This window comes from Methylotenera versatilis 301, from assembly GCF_000093025.1.
GTDB classification, from domain to species: Bacteria; Pseudomonadota; Gammaproteobacteria; order Burkholderiales; family Methylophilaceae; genus Methylotenera; species Methylotenera versatilis.
Window position 1 is genome coordinate 935,886 of record NC_014207.1, and the last position, 20,200, is coordinate 956,085.

The following is a 20,200-nucleotide window of genomic DNA, read 5'->3' on the forward strand; positions in this document are numbered from 1 at the left end:
TTTATTTTAGTAATTTCTGTAGTGTTAATTTATAGGTTTCTTTTAGTGGCTCAATATCCGCCACGCCTACGCATTCGTTGAGTTTGTGTATCGTTGCGTTGAGTGGGCCGAACTCAATAACTTGCTTGCAAATATCTGCGATAAAACGACCATCTGAGGTGCCGCCAGTAGTCGATAGTTCAGGCGTTACGCCGTAAGCTTGCTCAATAGCTTCCGTAATCGCCTCAACCAAATTGCCGCGTGGTGTGATGTAAGGTGGTGAATATTCCCACTCCAAATCATAGTTGAGTTGATGACCATCTAAAATGGCGTGTACGCGAGATTTTAAGTTAGCCTCAGTACTGCCTTGATTGTTAAGTTCTGGACAAAATCTGAAGTTGAATAGAATTTCTACTTCGCCAGGCACGACATTGGTCGCGCCAGTGCCGCCGTTCATGTTGGAGATTTGCCATGAAGTAGGTGGGAAGTATTCGTTGCCGTTATCCCAAACGGTTTCAACCATATCTTTAATGGCAGGTGCTACTAGGTGAATCGGATTTTTCACTAAATGCGGGTAAGCAATGTGGCCTTGTATGCCCTTAACGGTGAGCTTGCCAGAAAGTGAGCCACGGCGACCATTTTTAATCATATCGCCAACGACTTTATTGCTAGTCGGCTCGCCAACGATACAATAATCTATCAACTCACCACGTGCTTTAAGTGCTTCAACTACTTTCACTGTGCCATCCACTGCCACGCCTTCTTCATCAGAAGTAATCAGCAGGCCAATCGAACCAGTATGATTTGGGTTTTCAGCGATAAACTCTTCAATACTGGTAATGAACGCTGCCAGTGAAGTCTTCATATCTGCCGCGCCACGCGCGTAGAGCATGCCATCTTTGATGGTCGGCTCAAATGGATGTGTATGCCATTTATCCAGCGGACCTGTAGGTACAACATCGGTATGGCCTGCAAACACTAACAACGGACCAGTTGTACCACGTCTGGCATACAAGTTATCTACATTACCGAAGCGCATACGCTCGATTTTAAAGCCAAGTGGTTCCAAGTGCGAAATCATCAGCTCTTGGCAACCCGCATCTTCAGGTGTATTAGAGCGGCGCGTAAGCAAGTTAATGGCTAGACTGAGAGTTTTGCTATGTGTGGCTGGATTTGTCATAGTAATTCTTTATAAACAGCTTCAGTAAAACCTAAGCAAATGATTTTTCCATCTTTCACTAGTACTGGTCGCTTGATAACAGAAGATTTTTCTAACATTAATTTGATTGCTGATGGCGCATCGATGATCGCAGTTTTTTCAGCGTCTGATAAGTTACGCCATGTCATACCTGCGCGGTTAACTAGCTTCTCCCAAGGTTGTTGGTTTAACCAAGTTTCAAGTAGAGACTGAGTCACACCATTCTTTTTAAAGTCATGAAACTCGTAAGCAATGTTGTGCGCGGTAAGCCAATCGCGGGCTTTTTTTACAGTATTACAGTTAGGGATGCCAAATAGCTGCATAGAATAGTGTTTAAAATAAACGTTTTATATTAAAAACGCATTTTACAGCAATACGCCAGAGAAATAACCCAAAGTGCAGAGATTGTGCTGATAAGTTGGCATAATCTAGATGCGTAGGTTTGAATTTCGCATTTAAATATAGCGTTGAATGCTAATGAATCAAGCCTGCTCTATACGATGCTAGGTTTCGTTGAGTTCTTTAAAAAACAATTGACCGTTTTCAGTAAAGTTAAGGTCTAAGTTTTTTAGCAAGCTGATTAGACGCTCTTCAGGAAGTGGGCGGGAGATAAAATAGCCCTGCATCTCATCACAGCCTAGGTCCGCTAATAGTACGCGCTGACCTTCAGTTTCAATGCCTTCAGCGACGACATTTAAATCTAATGCATGGGCAAGTTCAATCACTGCTTGAATCACGCCACGTGTTCTATTATTTGTTTCTATATCTTCAATAAATGTTGGATCAAGCTTTAATTCGCTGACTTGCCATTTTTGAAGATTCGTTAAGCTGGACGAATATGTACCAAAGTCATCAAGCGTGACTTTGATGCCAGCTTCTTTAAAACGCGCGAGTTGATTGTTGAATATCGCTTGATTCTTGAGTGCTGTAGATTCAGTCATTTCAATGATTAAGCTTGTTTTAGGCAAATCATATCTACTTAGCATGGCATTGATATTGCTGACTAAGTTTGCATTGATCATTTGCTGATGCGATATATTGACTGAAATATTGAATGGAATACTTAAGCTTGTTAATTGTTGCAATGTGCGGCAACTTTCTTCAATCACCCAGTCACTAATCGCATAACTTAGGCCAAACCTATCTGCCGCAAGCATGAAGTCACCTGGGTACAATAAACCTTTTACTGGATGATTCCAGCGTAATAGCGCTTCTGCACCTACGGGTTCTCTGGTGATGCTATCAATTTTAATTTGGTAGTGAAGTGTTAGCTCATCATTCGCTAAGGCATTTTTTAAATCATGCTGCATTTCAAGCAGATGATCTGCTGCAGATGCGATTTCACTATCAAAAAAGCGATATTGATTTTTCCCATCTTTTTTAGCGCGATACATAGCGGTATCGGCAGCGCTAATGAGCTGTTGAATGTTCCCGTCTTTAGGGTAAATTGCGACGCCAGCGGAAATTGAGAGGTGTACTTCAGAGTGATTGATAGTGCATGATTCGCGCACTGCGCTCACCATGCGCTCAATCACTGTGATGCAGTCTTCATATGAATCGACTTCTTCAATAATGGCGATAAACTCATCACCACCAATTCGTGCCACTTCGTCGCAGCCGCGTACTGCTGTGACTAATCTTCTAGCGACCTTTTGTAAGGCTAGATCGCCAACTTGGTGACCCAAAGTGTCGTTGATTTGCTTAAAGTTATCAACATCTATAAAAGCCACCGCTAAGCTAGCGCCATTTCTATCACATCTTCTAGTGGCAGCTTCTAAGTGTTGCATCAAAGCTCTGCGATTAGGTAACTGCGTTAATGTATCGACCAAGGCTAGGCGACTTGTCTCTTGAGCGTTTTCGCTTTTTAATGGATTGAATTTAAATGTATCGTAGCCAAACTTATCATAAAAAATAGCCACAATGAACCCTGCCAAGAATAAACAAATTAGACCTAGTGCAATAGTCACGCCTAATAACGTGCTATCAAGTTGTGCGTTTGTAACACTATAGGCATTTAGCGGAACTTCAATCGATGCCATATACACTAGATGTACACCAGTGATTGCTAATGAGGTTAAAACTGCAAAAATAGATTTGGTTAGTAATTGATACTTGCCAGAGTAGTTTTTAATCCAAAAGAATATAAGGATGCTGAGTAAGGTGACCGAGAAAGTGGTAATGAGCGCAATTGAGCTAATCAATGGGGTAAATGTGACAGCAGGCTGAATCTCCATTGAGGCTATGCTGAAGTAGAAAATGGTATAAGCAGAAATGCTGGCAATCAATCCACCAATAATCAGTGTGTTGGCTGGGAGTGTTTTTTGGCTTGAGATATGTAATACGATTGCTGAGAATAAAAGCGCAGCAAGCCAAGCGAGTGCTAAATAGATTACTGTGAAGCCTGTGGATTTAATGACTGGAAAGGCCAGCACATCAATAAAATGAATTACCCACAAACTAGAGCCGACGGTGATGCTGCTATACACCAGTAAGCTTTTTTTGTCATTAACTTGTGATTTATATAGCTTGCCGACTAGATTGAAGGTAAGTAATACCGCAAAATAGCCCAGTAGCATAGAAAGCACGATTAATTTTATATTGTAATGACTCATTGTGACTGGATTATCTAAGCTCATACAGAGTTAGAAAATGCCTCTAAAGTTAGTTAAATGAGTTATTGCAATGTCTATGCCATACTAAAAATTCTGTTTCTATAGATGTGAAAAAGGCTGCAGAAGCTTATGAGAGCTTACTTGCAGCCTAATAATACAACGGTGTTAGTTAAGTGTTAGTAACTGTTAAGAATATGTAACTGTCGAAATTATGACAACTGTGCATGCCAACTAGGCATTAAATACAGTGTAGCTAAATACCACGTAATAATTCGTTAATGCCAACTTTGCCCAGTGTTTTCTCGTCCACTTTTTTAACAATCACTGCGCAATAAAGACTATAGCTACCATCTTTTGAAGGTAAGTTACCTGAAACAACCACTGAACCAGAGGGGATGCGACCATAAGTGACCGTACCTGTTTCGCGGTCGTAGATTTTGGTTGATTGACCGATGTAAACACCCATAGAAATCACACAGTTATCTTCTACAATCACGCCCTCAACGACTTCAGAGCGTGCGCCGATAAAGCAGTTGTCACCAATAATCGTTGGACCAGCTTGAATTGGCTCTAATACGCCACCAATACCAACGCCACCGCTTAAATGTACGTTCTTACCGATTTGTGCACATGAACCTACTGTTGCCCATGTATCTACCATTGTACCCTCGCCAACGTAAGCGCCGATGTTGACGTAGGAAGGCAGTAACACTGCATTTTTACCAATGAATGAACCACGACGCACCATTGCATTTGGCACGACACGGAAACCACCAGCTTTGAAATCTTCTTCAGTGTAATTAGCAAATTTTGGAGGTACTTTGTCGTAGTATTTAGTGCAGCCGCCATCTAACAAAGTGTTATCTTCTAGGCGGAATGAGAGCAATACAGCTTTTTTCAGCCATTGGTGAGTTTCCCAGTTTTGGCTATCGCCAATACGAGAAGCAACACGTAGCTTGCCGGCATCTAAATCTGCAATTAAAGAAGCGACAGTTGCTTTAATTTCAGCAGATGCATTGCTAGGGTTGATATTAGCGCGGTCTTCAAAGGCCGCTTCGATAATACTTTGACGTGGATCCATAATGCTCTCAGAGATAGTTGATTTAATAAAAGCGTTATTTTAACCTAAAGTGAGCTTTCGCCAAAAACAAAGCGCATATCAGATATTTAATATCCGATATGCGCTTGAATTAACTTCTAGCTAGCTATTCTTTGGCTAGACTTGCTTATCTTTTCTTAGCTGCTTCGTATAGTGGTTTTACTTTTGGTACCAATTTCTGTAGCTCGGCAATGCGAGTGCTATCAGATGGGTGAGTACTAAAGAATTCTGATGGTTTATTAGCGCTTAATTTACCCATTTTTTGCCATAGTGTGATTGCTGCATCAGGGTTGTAGCCTGCGCGAGCAGATAGTTCAAGCCCAATTCGATCCGCTTCAGTTTCTTGTAGGCGACTGTTAGGTAAAGCGAAGAATAACTGTGAACCAACACTAGCAGCCTGCATAGAGGCATTGCCAACGGTAGCACTGGTGCCATTAGTTAAGATTGCGCCTAATGCTTGCAGGCCAAATTGTTGCACATAAGCTTGAGACATGCGCTCACGACCATGCTCGCGCAGTGCATGCGCTATTTCATGGCCGATGACCGCACCTAGTTCGTCATCAGTGGCTTTTAGCTGGTCGATTAAACCCGTGAGTACCATGATTTTTCCACCTGGCATGCAATATGCGTTCACTTGGTCACTTTTATCAACGTTGACTTCCCATTTCCATTGCACGGCATCTGGCCTAAATACGCCGACTTGTGCAATCAGTCTATTTGAAATGTTGCGTACACGTTCTAGCTGTGCTTTGTCAGTGTTGAGCGTGTTTTTCTTTTGAGATTCTTGTAAGGTTTGTGTATAAGATTGGCTAGACATAGCAACGACTTGCGATGCGGGCAGCAACATGAACTGCGAGCGGTTTACACCAGATACACTATCTTTAGTGGTGGTTGCGCAACCGTTAAGCTGTAATAAAATTGCTGTCAGTAAAATGAGGGTCAGTTTTTTCATGATTGTTCCTAAATTCTAAAAATTATAATGCTTATAGCGGAAGTTTTTGAGAACCAATACTGAGTCTAACGTATGAGTGCAATATAAGGTTGAATATAAACCGTCAATTATTGTTAAATTTTTAACTGCGACCCTAGTTCAATCACGCGATTAGGAGGTAGCTTGAATTGGTTGGTAATGGTTTCAGCACTTCTAAATAAGCCAATGAATATTTTCTTGCGCCAGAAAGACATACCAGATTTTCCACTGGCAATCAGAATTTCTTTGCCAATAAAGAATGAAGTGTCCATTTCATCTAATACCAAACCTTTTTCGGTACAAAGTTGCAAGTCGCGCGGTAAATCCGGCTCATCTTTAAAGCCGTATTTTACTGTTACTCTGTAGAACTCATGTGGGAGCACTTCTAGCTGCACGCGTTCCTCTTCAGAAGTGTGGGGGTAGTCTAAAAATTTAACGGTGAGTATTACCATTTTCTCGTGTAATACTTTGTTGTGTTTTAAATTGTGCAGCATGGCATGTGGTACCCCATCCGGGTTTGGCGTCATAAATAATGCGGTGCCGGGCACTCGTGTTGGAGGGTGTGCGCCAATCGCTTCAATAAAAGGGTCTAAAGCCATGGCTTCGTTTTTAAGTCTTGTGTATACGATGGTGCGACCTGTTTTCCAAGTGAGCATCAATGTGAAAATGACTATACCAATGGCGAGTGGTACCCAGCCGCCATCAGGGATTTTCAGAACGTTTGCACTGAAAAATGCAACATCCACTGTGAGGAACATCGCCACTAACAAGCCTGTGCGTAATTTGCTCCATCCCCAAAGGTTATGAAACACAATCCCTGCTAACAAGGTGGTAATGACCATGTCGCCAGTCACTGCAATACCATAAGCAGCCGCAAGATTACCTGACGATTTAAAAGTTAATACCAATCCCATCACCGCGGCCATTAGGCCCCAACTGACGCGAGGCATATAAATTTGGCCTTCTTGACTTTCTGAGGTGTGTTCAACATGCATGCGTGGTAAATAGCCTAATTGCAAGGCTTGCCGAGAGACGGAGAATGCGCCAGTAATCACAGCTTGTGAGGCAATGACCGCGGCAAGTGTGGCTAATATAATCAGTGGGAACAGCATCCATTCAGGTGCAAGTAAATAGAATGGATTCTTAACGGATTCTGGGTGTTGCAGTATAAGTGCGCCTTGTCCAAAGTAATTTAAAATTAAAGCGGGTAAAACGAAGCCAAACCAAGCAAGGCGAATAGGGAAGCGTCCGAAATGCCCCATATCTGCATATAAAGCTTCCGCCCCAGTCACTGCCAACACTACAGCACCAAGTGCTACAAAGGCAATCCACGGGCTTACTGTGAAAAAGTGAACAGCATATATTGGGTTTAACGCATGCAGAATGCTTGGGTTTTGCATGATACTTTGTATGCCTAGAAAACCTAAAGTACCAAACCACAGCAGCATGATCGGGCCAAAAAAAGCGCCGACTAATGCAGTGCCTTTACTTTGTGCCCAAAATAAAACAAAAAGTACCACTAATGTAATCGGTAGTATGAGGGGATGCAGTATCGGCGCCGCAAGTTCAAGCCCTTCAACCGCAGATAGCACTGAAATAGCGGGGGTAATCATACCATCCGCATAAAACATACATGCGCCTAAAATGCCCAGCAACATGATGGTATGTTGCTTCTTGAGGTTACTGCCTGCGTTGTGGCTGGCTAAGGCAAGTAAAGCCATAATGCCGCCTTCACCACGGTTATCTGCTCGCATAATGAATGCAACGTATTTGACAGACACTACCATGATGAGTGCCCAAACAATCAGCGATAATATGCCATACATATTAGCCTCGGTGAGCGGTACAGGGTGAGTACCGACGGAGAACACTTCTTTAATTGTGTATAAAGGGCTTGTACCGATATCACCGAATACTACGCCAAGTGCGGCTAAGGTAAGTGCGGGGAGCTTTGTTTTACTGCCAGTAGGAGATGACATTAAAATGACGGTTAGTTAGAGAAGAACACTATTATCAACCAACTTAAATACTAAACCAATCGTTTTTTAATTAAATACTGATTAAAAAAATCAGGTTCACTAATGATTAGTCGTAAGTGCTTTATTTAGTTGCCTGATATTAAACAGTTGTGTTGTGAATGGTGACAATTTTCTTGTGTGATTTACTGTTGGTTTTAAATGGAAGTAAGCAAGTAATTTGTAAGCATATTTAGATGCATGCCGTAAGCGGTAAGTGCCGCCTTAAAGGCACTTTAGATTGTAAACTATTGTTAATACTCGTTGAAAATATACAGATAAAACAAGCGCTTGTTGATTTTGTGGGCATGGGTATGTATTATGTCGCCAGACTTAAAAGGTAATATACGATTAGTTATTCGTACATTTTTCCCTGTAATACAGAATTCCTGTTTTTAGGTAGAATTTAAGCTTGGTATGGATGTTGCTTGTTGTGCTTGCCGCGTTGGTAATGACGTATCTGGTTAATATATTTAAATCGTTGACTCTGTTTCACACTTCTCAACTTTATGAATGCTTAATGAAAACTATGGGAATAAATTTTGAATAACAATTTCAGCTATAAACTAATTACTTTAGCATTGGTTTCTTGCCTAGGTGGGTTTACAAGCAACACTACGCTCGCTGCTGAGCCGCTGGTCTCATTAAAAGATATGGTTGAGAAAACCATTACTGCAAATCCAGAAGTGCAATCCCGGTATCACCGCTTTTTAGAGTCAGGTTTCGAGCAAGATGTAGCTCACGGTAATTTCCTGCCAAAAGCTGATATCGTCTCTACTTATAGAAAGCAAGAAGAGCTCATCAAGCTAGGTGACGGTACAAATATCCCTCGCTCAAACAATGAGTTAGTTTTGCGTCAAATGATTTTTGACGGTTTTGCTACAAGTAATGAGGTTAAACGTCTTGGTCATGCAAACCGTGTACGTTATTATGAGTTGCAAAGTGCGATGCAAAATACTACGCTAGAATTCATGCGCGCTTACATTGATGCTAATCGTTATCGCGAGTTAAGCCAATATGCAAAAGAAAACTACGTGATACATAAGCAATTATTTGACCGTATTCAAGAGCGTGTAAACGCTGGCGTTGCTCGTAAAGTCGATTTAGAGCAAGCCGCAGGACGTTTAGCTTTAGCGGAAGCTAACTTGCTGACTGAAACAACTAACCTTCATGATGTGACCGCGCGTATGCAGCGTCTATACGGCGAGCTCCCACCAGAAACATTAGAAGCACCTACATTTTTTAATGCAGGGGTAGAGCCAACCTCAGCAGAAGCCTTAAAAGTTGCATACAATCAAAATCCAGATTTACTTTCAACGATTGAAGACATTCAAGCTAGCAAAGATGAGATTAAAACAAGAGAGTCACGTTATTACCCCAAGTTGGACTTACAAGCACGTAAGAATTTAGGGGTTAGCAATGATGGCAGATTCAGTTCAAACGCAGCTGACTTGCTTGAACTGACCATGAACTTCAATTTGTTTAATGGCTTTTCAGATCGAAATGCCATTAAACAAACAGCAGAAAAGCTCAATAACTCTAAAGATTTGCGCGATAAAGCCTGTGTGGATACTCGTCAACTTGTAGTGATTGCTTATAACGACATTCAGCAGCTAAAAGAGCAAGAAAAATATCGTACCGAGCATAAAAACTCTATTGAGAATGCACGCGAAGCTTATCGTAAGCAATTCGATATTGGTCAGCGTACTTTGTTGGATTTGTTGGATACCGAGAATGAGTACTTTCAAGCCAGACGGGCATTGGCAAATGTTGAATATGATATTCAAACCGCCTATGCAAGAACATATGCGGGTCAAGGTGAATTGCTGAATAAAATCGGCGCGGCTCGCGGTGGTTTGCCTGAGTACAAGCGCGAAAGCTATATGGATGATGAAAATATATGTCAAGCTGTGGCGCCAGTTCAGGAGACTGTAGATAAAGCAGCGCTATTGGCTGATGCAAAACCACTGAGTTCGACTATATCTATAGCTAAGCCAGTTGTGTCGGCAGTAGAGCCAGCAAAAGTCGAAGTGAAGCCCATGGCTAATAAGGTCGTACCAGACGTACAGTTTGAAACTAACAGCGCAAAAATTAAAGAAATTTCCTATCCTGTATTAGATAATGCGATTAATACTTTGAAAGAGTGGGGCGATTCAAATGTTGAAGTTGGTGGCCATACCGACCAAAGAGACACATCGAAAGCGGATTACAATCAACGTCTATCTGAAAAGCGTGCTAAAGCGGTGATGGACTATATCGTTAAAAAAGGTATAGATGCTAAACGTTTATCGGCTAAAGGTTACGGTTATAGCAAGCCTATCGCTGAGAATGATCCTAAAGAGGGCAACTTGGTTAATCGCCGTGTAGAACTAGTGCGCGAACAGAAAAAATAAGTTTGCATAGTAATTAATCTTTAAAGTAAATAAAAAAGGAAGCCTAGGCTTCCTTTTTTTGATTTATTAAAAAGTAAAGCAAAAAAGTATAAATATTTTTCGATTTACTGCAAAAAAACTTATTTTTCGCTTAGAAAAATGCGTACTACAGTGTTAGAATACGCTCCGTAATTTGATGTAGACCTTCCATCTGCCCGGGTGGTGAAATTGGTAGACACAAGAGACTTAAAATCTCTCGCCTTATGGGTGTGCCGGTTCGACTCCGGCTCCGGGCACCAATTCAACCCCACTGTATCTACAGTGGGGTTTTCTTTTATATAGGCTTTAAGTTTTGAAGCACTCAACCAAAAAATCCAATACGGCGCGAACTGCGGGTACGTTTCGTAGATCGTTATGAACTACTAGCCATATATCATTAATCAGCATGTTGCTTTCAATATCTAGAAGCTTTAAGCCAGGCTCACGATTTGCAACATAGTAAGGTAGCGCGGCAACCCCTACACCTCGCATTGCTGCGATTCTTTGCGTTTCAAGGTCAAAAGTACGCAGTACGATCGGTCTAGTATTGGCGAATTCTTTAAGCCATTTTTGCTGGATAATATTTTCCATACTTCTATCAAAGGCAATAAAGGTGTAGTTTTCTGGTGGAGTTGTTGATAAGTAGTCAATTGATGCATACATAGAGAAACTCATCGACCCAACTTTACGGGCAACTAAATTGTTCTCGGTTGGCTGGAACATGCGTACAGCAATATCACTCTCCCTATGTAGCAATGAAGCTATACGCGTTTCTCCAATCAGTCTGATATGAATCCCTGGGTACTGGCGGCGCAGTTTACCTAGGTGAGGTGCTATCAAGGCATTTGCCATGGTCGGTGGTGCACTGACAGAAACTTCACCTGTTAAATCAAGTTGTCCAGCCATAGCAGCACGCCCAACTGCGAAAGCTTCGTCTTCCATTTTTGCGCCCAAAGCAGCAATGTGTTTGCCATTATCGGTAAGTAGGTAAGAACGAGGCCGCCTGTCTACTAACTTTAGGTTTAAAGAGGTCTCTAGCGCAGTGATTCGACGTGCAATGGTTGCATGATCGACCTTGAGCTGTCGAGCCGCCGCAGAGAGTGACTTTTCTCTAGCAAAAACTGCAAAATATCGTAAATCTTCCCAATCAAACATTAATTTTCCACTTAAGCATAATTAGTTGACCGGGTATCAAATTTTCATCAATCTGTTTTAATATTAAAAAGCACATTACATGTGAATTTTTTCACATGTAATGTGTATGTATGAGGAATTGTACATGATGCATTATTACAGTAAGCTAGAATTTTAGATATTCAATGTAGATCCATAAAATCAGCGCTACCAACATATGCCTAAATTGGTGTTGTCTCGGTAAGATTCCAAGTCATGTAGTGCGTAGTAAATTTTGACATTAATTGTTATTGGCTGAAATTATCAGCTGATAATCAATATTATGTTGATATCTATGTGTCACCAATAACAATATTAGTTGAAAGTCACTATGTTTAATGTAGTAAGTATTGCCTTAAAACGCCCTTATACCTTCGTGGTGATGGCATTATTGTTGCTCATCGTTGGCTCACTGGCTGCGTTACGTAGCCCTGTTGATATTTTCCCTGAGATTCGCATTCCAGTTATTGCTGTGGCTTGGCAGTACAACGGATTGCCACCAGACGAAATGGCTGGGCGTATCACTACGCTTTATGAGCGGGTATTGACCACGACTGTAAACGATATTGAGCATATTGAGGCCAACTCTTACACAGGCTTTGGTATTGTTAAGATTTTCTTCCAGCCAGGTGTTAACGTGGCTACTGCTAATGCGCAGGTTTCAGCAATTTCACAAGTAGTGATTAAGCAGATGCCTACGGGCACAACGCCACCGCTGATTCTGAATTACAGTGCTTCTACAGTGCCAATCTTGCAAATCGCATTGTCTGGTAAAGGTATGACTGAGCAGAATCTGGCTGACCTTGGCTTAAATGTGATTCGTACCCGTTTGGTGACGGTGCCAGGTGCTGCGGTACCGTTTCCATTTGGTGGTAAAAGTCGTCAAGTGCAAATTGATCTTGATCCATCAGCTATTCAAGCACGTGGACTTTCTGCGCAAGATGTAGCCAATGCCTTGGCTGCGCATAATTTGATATTGCCGGTGGGTACGCAAAAAATAGGTAGCTTTGAATATACGCTACATCTCAATAACTCTGCTGCTGCGATTGAAGATTTAGGTAATCTGCCAGTTAAGGTGGTGAATGGCGCTACGGTTTATATTCGTGATGTTGCGCATGTGCGTGATGGTAACCCGCCGCAAACCAACATCGTACATGTGGATGGTGGCCGTTCAGTGTTGATGTCCATTCTTAAAAATGGTGCAACATCTACGCTGTCTATTGTTTCTGGCGTTAAAGACAAACTCGCAGAAATCAAGTCTAGCCTGCCAGATAATTTGGTTGCTGCGCCTATTAACGACCAGTCAATATTTGTACGTGCTGCAATTAGCGGCGTGGCTTTTGAAGGCGCTCTCGCCGGTGTGTTGACCAGTTTGATGATATTGCTGTTTTTGGGTAGCTGGCGTTCTACGCTGATTATTGCGACTTCAATTCCGCTTTCTATTCTAGGCGCCATTATTGGTCTTTCTGCTATTGGAGAAACGCTCAATATCATGACCTTAGGTGGCTTGGCGCTTGCCGTGGGGATATTGGTGGATGATGCTACGGTGACCATTGAGAATATCAACTGGCACTTGGAACAAGGCAAAGAAGTTGAAGAATCCATCTTGGACGGTGCGGCGCAGATTGTGACACCGGCCTTTGTGTCGCTATTGTGTATTTGTATCGTATTCGTACCGATGTTCTTTTTAGAAGGCGTGTCGCGCTTCTTATTCGTACCAATGGCGGAAGCTGTGATGTTCGCTATGGTGAGTTCGTTTATTTTGTCACGTACCTTAGTACCAACAATGGCGAATTATTTACTAGAAAAACACGCGCCACATACCAATGAACATGGCACGGTAACGGTACCTACTCGTAACCCTTTAGTGCATTTTCAACGTGGTTTCGAAGCACGCTTTGAGCGTTTCCGTGCAGGCTATAAAGGCGTGCTAGAGATGGCAGTAGCACATCGTCGAATTTTCGTGTTTGGCTTCTTAGCTGTAGTGATGTTGTCATTCTTGTTGATTCCATTCCTAGGGCGTAACTTTTTCCCAGCGGTGGATGGCGGGCAGATACTCATGCATGCGCGTGTGCCGGTAGGTACGCGTGTGGAAGATACTGCTGCACGATTTGCCGTAATACAGTCGGCTATTAAAAAAGTGATCCCTGCTGAAGAGATTGCTACGATTGTGGATAACATCGGTATCCCCATCAGTAGTATTAACATGACCTACAACAATACAGGTTTGATTGGTGCGCAGGATGGCGACATACAGATTGCGCTTAAAGAAGGACACAAGCCAACTGCGGACTATGTGCGTCAATTGCGTGAAGTGTTGCCTAAGCAGTTTCCTGGCACTACCTTCTCATTCCCGCCAGCGGATATTGTGAGCCAGATATTGAATTTTGGCTCACCAGCACCGATTGATTTGCAGATACGTGGTGGAAAATTGGCTGATAACTTTGATTACGCCAATAAGCTATTAGCCAAAATTCGCGTGATTCCCGGTGTGGTCGATGCACGTATCCAGCAGTCACGTGCCAATCCAGTGTTTGACATCAATATAGATCGTACGCGTTCACAAGAGGTAGGCATTAGCACGAGAGATGTGACCAATAGTCTGGTAGTCAATCTTGCCGGTAGCTCACAAGTTTCGCCTACATATTGGTTGAATCCGAGCAATGGCGTTTCTTATCCTATCGTATTGCAAACGCCGCAATATCGTTTGGATAGCCTGAACGCTTTGGCTAACCTGCCTATCAGCAGTGCTGGTAACGCACCGCAAACATTAGGTGCTTTAGCTACGTTTAAACGCAATACGGGTAATGCCGTAGTGAGCCAGTACGATATTCAGGCTATGGTACAAATCAATGCCACAACGCAGGATAGAGACTTAGGTGCAGTCGCCAAGGATATTCGTAAAATTATCGCGGATACTGCTGACCAAGTGCCGAAAGGTGCAACTGTTGCACTGGTTGGTCAAGTCAAAACCATGGATAGTGCTTTTGCTGGCCTGCTATTTGGTTTGTTAGGCGCTATTGTGCTGATTTACTTGCTGATTGTGGTCAATTTCCAGTCTTGGAGTGATCCATTTGTGATTATTACGGCATTACCTGCGGCACTCGCTGGCATTGTATGGATGCTGTTTGCTACATTTACGCCACTATCAGTTCCAGCTTTGACTGGTGCCATCATGTGTATGGGTGTGGCAACAGCAAACAGCGTGCTGGTGATTAGCTTTGCACGTGAGCGTTTAGAGCAATTAGGTGACGCAACTGCCGCTGCGATTGATGCAGGCTTCGTGCGCTTCCGTCCAGTGTTGATGACTGCGCTGGCGATGATTATTGGCATGGCGCCAATGGCGCTGGGCTTAGGCGAGGGTGGTGAACAAAACGCACCGCTAGGTCGTGCGGTGATTGGCGGTTTGGTATTTGCCACAATCGCTACCTTAATCTTCGTTCCTGTCGTATTTAGCATCGTACATAGACGCTACAACAAACAATCTGTACCTGATCCAATTGGAGAATTTCATGCAGCCTGACAATAAAGCTTCTGGCATATCACATCACACCTTGCGCATTAGTGGCATTGTGGCGGTTATTGTTGCCGCTGTCATCGTAGTAACAGGGGTGACGACTCGTGCCAATAACAATACTAGTCTTAAAGCGTGGACAGATAAACAAGCCGTGCCTACGGTCAGCGTAGGGCTACCAGGTGGCGCAGACGATGGCTCCAGTCTTGATTTGCCAGGCCGCTTTGAAGCTTACGCACGTGCGCCTATTTATGCACGCGTGAGTGGCTACCTAAAAAGTTGGAAAGCCGATATTGGCACTAAAGTGACAACAGGGCAGTTATTGGCAGAGATCGAAACGCCAGATTTAGATCAGCAATTACTGCAAGCGCGAGCTGACTTAGCCAGCACCCAAGCGAATGTGGGCTTGGCGGCTACCACTGCAAAACGCTGGCAAGAAATGCTGGTAACGGACTCTGTGTCAAAACAAGAAGTTGATGACAAATCAGGTGATTACGCCAGCAAACAAGCCATGGTGAAAGCTTCGCAAGCGAATGTGGACCGTTTACTTGCGCTTAAAGGTTTTGCACGTATCGTATCGCCATTCAATGGTACGGTGACTGCACGTAATACAGATACTGGTGCTCTGATTAATGCAGGTGGCGGCTCGGGTCCTGCATTGTTTGAGATTTCTGATACGCGTAAATTACGTTTATATGTCAATGTGCCGCAAAATTATGTTGCTAGCATCAAGCAAGGTACTAAAGCGAAAATAACGGTGCCAGAGCATCAAGATAAAACCTACACGGCTACAGTAGAGTCGACTTCTGGTTCTATTGATGTAGCTTCAGGCACGACCTTGGTTCAACTTGCAGTAAACAATGCTGGCGGTGAATTACTACCGGGTGGTTTTGCCAATGTAAGTCTAGATTTGCCTACCAATAAAACAGTACTTAGTGTGCCTGCGAGTGCGCTGATTTTTGACCAATCAGGTTTGCGTGTTGCAACTGTAGGGGCAGATAATAAGGTGACTGTGAAAACAATTACCATTGCTCGAGATCTTGGCAAACAAATCGAAATTCATTCAGGTATAGAAGCCACTGACCGTGTAGTTGAGAACCCACCAGATGGCATTGCCGATGGCGACCAAGTGAACGTTGCGGACAATAGTAACAAAAGCGATAAAAAATGAGGGCATTAAAAATAACTAAAATTTCTTTATTGGTTTCGGTACTTTTTATCAGTACCAGTTTTATCAATGCATGCTCGCTTGCACCCGAACTAAAAACGCCTGAAGTGCCAGTTGCGCAGAACTACAAAGAAACTGCGCCTTGGATGCCTGCACGACCTGCCGATGAGTTATCGCGTGGGCCTTGGTGGAAATTGTTTGCTGACCCGCAATTAGATGATTTACAACAAAAACTAATTACCAATAATCCAGATCTTGCAGCGGCAGTGGCGCATTATAAACAAGCTCAGGCTTACAGCGACCAATTGCGTTCCGGCTTGTTTCCATCATTAACTGGCAACGCCAATGCGCAGCGTAACCGCCAATCGGATAACAAGCCATTACGCGGGTCTGCCAGTAATAGTGAATACAGTTCTTACACCATAGGCGTGCAAGCAGATTACGAAGTTGATTTATGGCAACGCGTGAGTAATCAAGTATCAGCTGGTAAAGCTACTGCCGAAGCTGCACAGGCGGATCTTGAGTCAGTACGATTAAGCTTGCAAGCGCAATTGGCCGAAAATTATGTGATTCTGCGCGGTTTGGATAAGCAGATAGCCCTATTGAAAGACACTGTTGCCGCTAACCAGAAAAGCCTGGATCTCACCAAAGCAAGGCATGATGGCGGCATTGCGCCCGGCTTGGATGTAGCACGTGCGCAAACGCAGCGAGATACTGCACAGTCTCAGGTAGAACAAGCATTAGCGCAACGTGCAATCACCGAACACGCCATTGCTGCACTCGTAGGCGTTTCAGTGTCTAGCTTCAGCATTGCAATCACTACAGCCGAAATACCTGTGCCGGAGATTCCTTTAGGTGTTCCGTCTGATTTACTACAGCGCAGACCAGACATTGCAGCAGCGCAACGTCGCGTGGCGGCAGATAATGCCAGTATTGGTGTGGCACGCGCAGCATTTTTCCCTAGCCTTACTTTAAGCGGCATCATTGGTTTTCAGAGTGACACTGCGGGTAACTGGATAGCGGCACCGAATACTTTCTGGTCTATTGGACCGTCATTGCTACTTAACTTATTTGATGCTGGTAAACGTAAAGCGCAGGTTAAGCAAGCTGAAGCAGCATTGGATGAGTCTGGTGCAAGATACCGCAGTGTGGTACTCAGTGCATTTCAGCAAGTGGAAGATAATCTAGCCTTGCTAAATCATTACAAACTCGCTGCCGACTTTCAACAGTCTGCTGCCGCTGCTGCACAAAAGTCTCTAGATTTTGCACTGAGTCGTTATCGTGCGGGCGCTGCTAGCTATTTGGAAGTAGCAACTTCGCAAGCATTAACCTTACAAACTCAGCGTGATTCATTAGACCTCAATACAAGGCAATTGCGTGCCAGCATTCAGTTAATTAGAGCTTTAGGTGGTGGTTGGTCTGGATCCTAGCTGTGAGTGGTGACTTCAGGGCTTGCGGCTCAGGCTCAGCTGCCATGGAAATTGATGTTGCTGCTAATGAACACATTTGTTAATTGATCAGCTAGACAACCATTTTGCAAATATTTTTTCTGCGATTGGATAAGCAAGCAATTGTGTCACTGGAACGATGACAATCACTTCCACCAATGTTGCTAGTGGAATCGATAAGTAGCGTGTAATGCCGCTCAGCAGAAATAGTATGATTAGTAGGGTTGGATATAAAGCAATCCAACCTACAACCAATCGTTTCAAGCGATGTTTTTTAAAAATCATCATTACTCATATTCAAACAACAAATTGTGCAACACCGTCGCTAAATGACCAGTCGATATCGTGGTTTTCGGTGATGGTAATCAACACATTTGCTGCAGGAATGCCGGGGTTTGCTGCTAGATTCTCAGTTACTTTTTTGTAGAAAGCTTGTTTAGATTTGTTTGAGCGACCTGCTCTCATGACCAAATGCATCATCACTAGATCACCTTCACGGGTCTGCAACTGCAGGCATTCTGGATCGAGTTGATGGATAATCTGATAACGGTCGTCGTCAGGAAAGTTCATGGTTTCAATTACCGCTGAATTGACTCCATCAGCAACCGCCTTAATGTATTCAGGCGATTTACCCTTAAGTATCGAAATGTTCACGAGAGGCATGATTTTTCTCCTATTGGTTTACGTTCCAAACATGTGTACGAGCTAACCAATGACCATCTGCACTTAACTCAAATACGCTTGTAGTGATGCCGCCAAATGATGGAGTTTCACCGTTGGCTTCTGCACCTTGAGCACTCCATCTGGCAACCTGATAAATTATTTTGCCAGAGCCGCCAGCTTCGATAATTTCTAACGTGTGGTTGTGGACTCCAGCATCAACAAAGCCTTTAAATAGATTTGCGATTTCAGCACGACCTACTAGAGGCACTCCATTTCCTGGAGATAGTATGGCATTTTCTGTGTAAAGTGCTGCTAAGTCCTTAACATTACCACTATTAAGTGCTTTGTTCCATTCAGCATTAGCTGCTTCAATGATTAATCTATTGTTCATTTGTATCTCCTTAAGGTTAAAAAAATTTTAAATAATACCGTACAATTGCAAATTAATTAGCTGGCTAACTATATGGTCAAAAAAAAGTTAATCGAATACTTTGCTTTGCTCTTTCAATAGTAATAGCTGCTTTAGCAACTCTTCTCTCTGTGGCTCTGGAATAGCACTCATCATCTTTTTGACGCGTGGGTAATAATCTGGCATGACTTCATCGAGTTTGTCCTGTCCTGCAGCAGTAAGCCGAATAGAGTAGCTTCTGCGGTCTTTGTTATCTTCCTGACGCGCGACTAAGCCATCTCGCAACAAGCCGTTAATTAGACCGCTCATAGTGGCTCTACTAACTCCGGCCTTATCAGCAAGCTCCGATGGAGTGGAAGTCAGGTCATCTTCACGCATAAGTAAAACAAGCACCCACCATCTGCCTTGTAGCAATCCATGCGTTGCAAGAAAGCGATCTAAAGATTCAGCAAGTTCGGTACCGATACGAAGAATGTTCAAAAAGTGAGTCACTGAGAGTGAGTCAACATCTTCATATCTCTCAGCGAATTTTTTGAGGACTTTTGCGTCTGGAAGGTCTTTTAATTGAAGCATAAGTTATTTTAGTTAGCTGGCTAACTATTGTCAATGGCTATTAAATACTCTTCTGACCTGGCTCGATAAGCAAGCTATTTAGTATCCGCCTTAAAGTTGTCTAATTTTTGTATATGCCAACGGCATTTTCTATATATATCTGATGCCCTAAATTAAATGGATTTTTAATTCTTGATAATAAAAAATTTATATACTGATAAAAAATTACTAGACAACTGGTCTACTAGTTGATAATGTGATCATATGAATACTGAAAATAACAATCTTGATGTTCGCCAGCACACACTAGAAACTGCTCAGAAGATTATTAGCAGGAAAGGTTATTCTGCTGTTGGTCTCAACGAGATATTGACTGCTGCTGACGTTCCTAAAGGGTCATTCTATTATTACTTTAAATCCAAGGACGCATTTGGCGAAGCCATGCTGCAGAATTATTTTGAAGAGTATCTCGCAACTATGGACACAATTTTTAGTGCCGAGAATCAAACAATGGCTCAGCGTCTTTTGAACTACTGGGAACACTGGTTAACGTCACAAGAGACCTTCGATTGCCAAGGTAAGTGCTTGGCAGTTAAATTAGCTGCTGAGGTGTCTGACTTGTCTGAAGCCATGCGATTGGCGCTTAAATCAGGTACTTTAGGAATTATAAGTCGATTGGCTGGTGTGATTGATGGCGGAATGGCAGATGGCTCATTGAATATTGAGGCCGATGCTAACAGTTTGGCTCAGACACTTTACCAGATGTGGCTAGGCGCGAGTTTAATGGCTAAGATTACTCGAAGTATTGATCCCATGAACAATGCGATGGCTGCAACAAGAAAGATTTTGCATTTGTAATAAACAACATTCACTTGTTCAAATTAAATATTCTTAGCTTGAATATTTTTTTAATTGAACAATATACGACTGGTCTAATTGTTGGGTGGATCGGAAGTATCTAGTTATCCCAACTTTTTTAAAGGTGCTAT

Annotated in this window: 16 protein-coding genes and 1 tRNA gene; 6 read left to right on the forward strand and 11 right to left on the reverse strand. The window is 42.9% G+C overall.

Features of this window, described 5'->3' with window-relative positions:
- Position 1 precedes the first annotated feature (1 nt).
- From dapE to M301_RS04280, 6 genes are all read right to left on the reverse strand, one after another.
- Positions 2-1,159 carry a succinyl-diaminopimelate desuccinylase gene (dapE, locus tag M301_RS04255; RefSeq protein ID WP_013147524.1) on the reverse strand — a complete coding sequence of 386 codons (1,158 nt, stop codon included), beginning with the start codon at positions 1,157-1,159 and terminating at the stop codon, positions 2-4.
- Positions 1,156-1,500, reverse strand: coding sequence for an ArsC family reductase (locus tag M301_RS04260; protein WP_013147525.1), 345 nt, complete (start codon positions 1,498-1,500; stop codon positions 1,156-1,158). Before M301_RS04260 ends, dapE begins: the two co-directional genes overlap by 4 nt.
- Before the next feature lie 180 nt (positions 1,501-1,680).
- Complete coding sequence (locus tag M301_RS04265) at positions 1,681-3,813, reverse strand: bifunctional diguanylate cyclase/phosphodiesterase (RefSeq protein ID WP_013147526.1); 2,133 nt, start codon at positions 3,811-3,813, stop codon at positions 1,681-1,683.
- 229 nt (positions 3,814-4,042) lie between these two features.
- Positions 4,043-4,870 carry a 2,3,4,5-tetrahydropyridine-2,6-dicarboxylate N-succinyltransferase gene (gene dapD, locus M301_RS04270; RefSeq protein WP_013147527.1) on the reverse strand — a complete coding sequence of 276 codons (828 nt, stop codon included), beginning with the start codon at positions 4,868-4,870 and terminating at the stop codon, positions 4,043-4,045.
- Between the two features lie 145 nt (positions 4,871-5,015).
- Positions 5,016-5,840: a M48 family metallopeptidase gene (locus tag M301_RS04275; protein WP_013147528.1), complete on the reverse strand. Its 825-nt coding sequence runs from the start codon at positions 5,838-5,840 to the stop codon at positions 5,016-5,018.
- Positions 5,841-5,953: 113 nt separating this feature from the next.
- Positions 5,954-7,837: a potassium transporter Kup gene (locus tag M301_RS04280; protein WP_013147529.1), complete on the reverse strand. Its 1,884-nt coding sequence runs from the start codon at positions 7,835-7,837 to the stop codon at positions 5,954-5,956.
- 578 nt (positions 7,838-8,415) lie between these two features.
- On the opposite strand from M301_RS04280, the gene M301_RS04285 reads away from it, so the two are divergent.
- Both M301_RS04285 and M301_RS04290 read left to right on the forward strand, forming a co-directional pair.
- Entirely contained in the window at positions 8,416-10,266 is a 1,851-nt protein-coding gene (locus tag M301_RS04285; RefSeq protein WP_013147530.1) for a TolC family outer membrane protein, read from the forward strand.
- A 192-nt stretch (positions 10,267-10,458) separates the two neighbouring features.
- Positions 10,459-10,544 (forward strand) — tRNA-Leu (locus M301_RS04290).
- Between the two features lie 46 nt (positions 10,545-10,590).
- Here the strand turns inward: M301_RS04290 and M301_RS04295 are convergent.
- Positions 10,591-11,439 carry a LysR family transcriptional regulator gene (locus M301_RS04295; RefSeq protein ID WP_013147531.1) on the reverse strand — a complete coding sequence of 283 codons (849 nt, stop codon included), beginning with the start codon at positions 11,437-11,439 and terminating at the stop codon, positions 10,591-10,593.
- A gap of 349 nt (positions 11,440-11,788) precedes the next feature.
- Here M301_RS04295 and M301_RS04300 point away from each other — a divergent pair, with 349 nt between their 5' ends.
- Genes M301_RS04300 through M301_RS04310 form a run of 3 tightly spaced genes read left to right on the forward strand, consistent with a single transcriptional unit; the run spans position 11,789 to position 17,569 of the window.
- Positions 11,789-14,980, forward strand: a complete 3,192-nt coding sequence (locus M301_RS04300; RefSeq protein WP_013147532.1) for an efflux RND transporter permease subunit — start codon at positions 11,789-11,791, stop codon at positions 14,978-14,980.
- A complete protein-coding gene (locus M301_RS04305; RefSeq protein ID WP_013147533.1) occupies positions 14,970-16,142 on the forward strand; it encodes an efflux RND transporter periplasmic adaptor subunit in 1,173 nt (390 codons plus the stop codon). The genes M301_RS04300 and M301_RS04305 overlap by 11 nt, the downstream gene beginning before the upstream one ends.
- The gene (locus M301_RS04310) at positions 16,139-17,569 is read left to right on the forward strand and encodes an efflux transporter outer membrane subunit (protein ID WP_013147534.1); all 1,431 of its coding nucleotides are present in this window, start codon (positions 16,139-16,141) and stop codon (positions 17,567-17,569) included. The genes M301_RS04305 and M301_RS04310 overlap by 4 nt, the downstream gene beginning before the upstream one ends.
- 87 nt (positions 17,570-17,656) lie before the next feature.
- Here M301_RS04310 and M301_RS04315 read toward each other — a convergent pair whose 3' ends face one another.
- The 4 genes from M301_RS04315 to M301_RS04330 all read right to left on the reverse strand — a co-directional run bounded on the left by M301_RS04315 (position 17,657) and on the right by M301_RS04330 (position 19,232).
- Entirely contained in the window at positions 17,657-17,875 is a 219-nt protein-coding gene (locus M301_RS04315) for a hypothetical protein (protein ID WP_041359353.1), read from the reverse strand.
- A 9-nt stretch (positions 17,876-17,884) separates the two neighbouring features.
- Positions 17,885-18,250: a tautomerase family protein gene (locus M301_RS04320; RefSeq protein WP_013147536.1), complete on the reverse strand. Its 366-nt coding sequence runs from the start codon at positions 18,248-18,250 to the stop codon at positions 17,885-17,887.
- 10 nt (positions 18,251-18,260) lie between these two features.
- On the reverse strand, positions 18,261-18,641 hold the full coding sequence (locus M301_RS04325; RefSeq protein ID WP_013147537.1) for a YybH family protein: 381 nt from the start codon (positions 18,639-18,641) through the stop codon (positions 18,261-18,263).
- A gap of 87 nt (positions 18,642-18,728) precedes the next feature.
- Positions 18,729-19,232: a MarR family winged helix-turn-helix transcriptional regulator gene (locus M301_RS04330; protein ID WP_013147538.1), complete on the reverse strand. Its 504-nt coding sequence runs from the start codon at positions 19,230-19,232 to the stop codon at positions 18,729-18,731.
- A gap of 243 nt (positions 19,233-19,475) precedes the next feature.
- On the opposite strand from M301_RS04330, the gene M301_RS04335 reads away from it, so the two are divergent.
- Complete coding sequence (locus tag M301_RS04335) at positions 19,476-20,069, forward strand: TetR/AcrR family transcriptional regulator (protein ID WP_013147539.1); 594 nt, start codon at positions 19,476-19,478, stop codon at positions 20,067-20,069.
- Positions 20,070-20,200: the final 131 nt, after the last annotated feature.

Excerpts from the sequence above, each read along its gene's own strand:
- M301_RS04310 (WP_013147534.1), top strand. The coding sequence starts at position 16,139 with ATGAGGGCATTAAAAATAACTAAAATTTCTTTATTGGTTTCGGTACTT.
- M301_RS04280 (WP_013147529.1), bottom strand. The coding sequence starts at position 7,837 with ATGTCATCTCCTACTGGCAGTAAAACAAAGCTCCCCGCACTTACCTTA.
- M301_RS04260 (WP_013147525.1), bottom strand. The coding sequence starts at position 1,500 with ATGCAGCTATTTGGCATCCCTAACTGTAATACTGTAAAAAAAGCCCGC.
- M301_RS04300 (WP_013147532.1), top strand. The coding sequence starts at position 11,789 with ATGTTTAATGTAGTAAGTATTGCCTTAAAACGCCCTTATACCTTCGTG.
- M301_RS04305 (WP_013147533.1), top strand. The coding sequence starts at position 14,970 with ATGCAGCCTGACAATAAAGCTTCTGGCATATCACATCACACCTTGCGC.
- M301_RS04330 (WP_013147538.1), bottom strand. The coding sequence starts at position 19,232 with ATGCTTCAATTAAAAGACCTTCCAGACGCAAAAGTCCTCAAAAAATTC.
- M301_RS04320 (WP_013147536.1), bottom strand. The coding sequence starts at position 18,250 with ATGCCTCTCGTGAACATTTCGATACTTAAGGGTAAATCGCCTGAATAC.
- M301_RS04265 (WP_013147526.1), bottom strand. The coding sequence starts at position 3,813 with ATGAGCTTAGATAATCCAGTCACAATGAGTCATTACAATATAAAATTA.
- M301_RS04325 (WP_013147537.1), bottom strand. The coding sequence starts at position 18,641 with ATGAACAATAGATTAATCATTGAAGCAGCTAATGCTGAATGGAACAAA.
- dapE (WP_013147524.1), bottom strand. The coding sequence starts at position 1,159 with ATGACAAATCCAGCCACACATAGCAAAACTCTCAGTCTAGCCATTAAC.
- M301_RS04275 (WP_013147528.1), bottom strand. The coding sequence starts at position 5,840 with ATGAAAAAACTGACCCTCATTTTACTGACAGCAATTTTATTACAGCTT.
- M301_RS04315 (WP_041359353.1), bottom strand. The coding sequence starts at position 17,875 with ATGATGATTTTTAAAAAACATCGCTTGAAACGATTGGTTGTAGGTTGG.
- M301_RS04335 (WP_013147539.1), top strand. The coding sequence starts at position 19,476 with ATGAATACTGAAAATAACAATCTTGATGTTCGCCAGCACACACTAGAA.
- dapD (WP_013147527.1), bottom strand. The coding sequence starts at position 4,870 with ATGGATCCACGTCAAAGTATTATCGAAGCGGCCTTTGAAGACCGCGCT.
- M301_RS04295 (WP_013147531.1), bottom strand. The coding sequence starts at position 11,439 with ATGTTTGATTGGGAAGATTTACGATATTTTGCAGTTTTTGCTAGAGAA.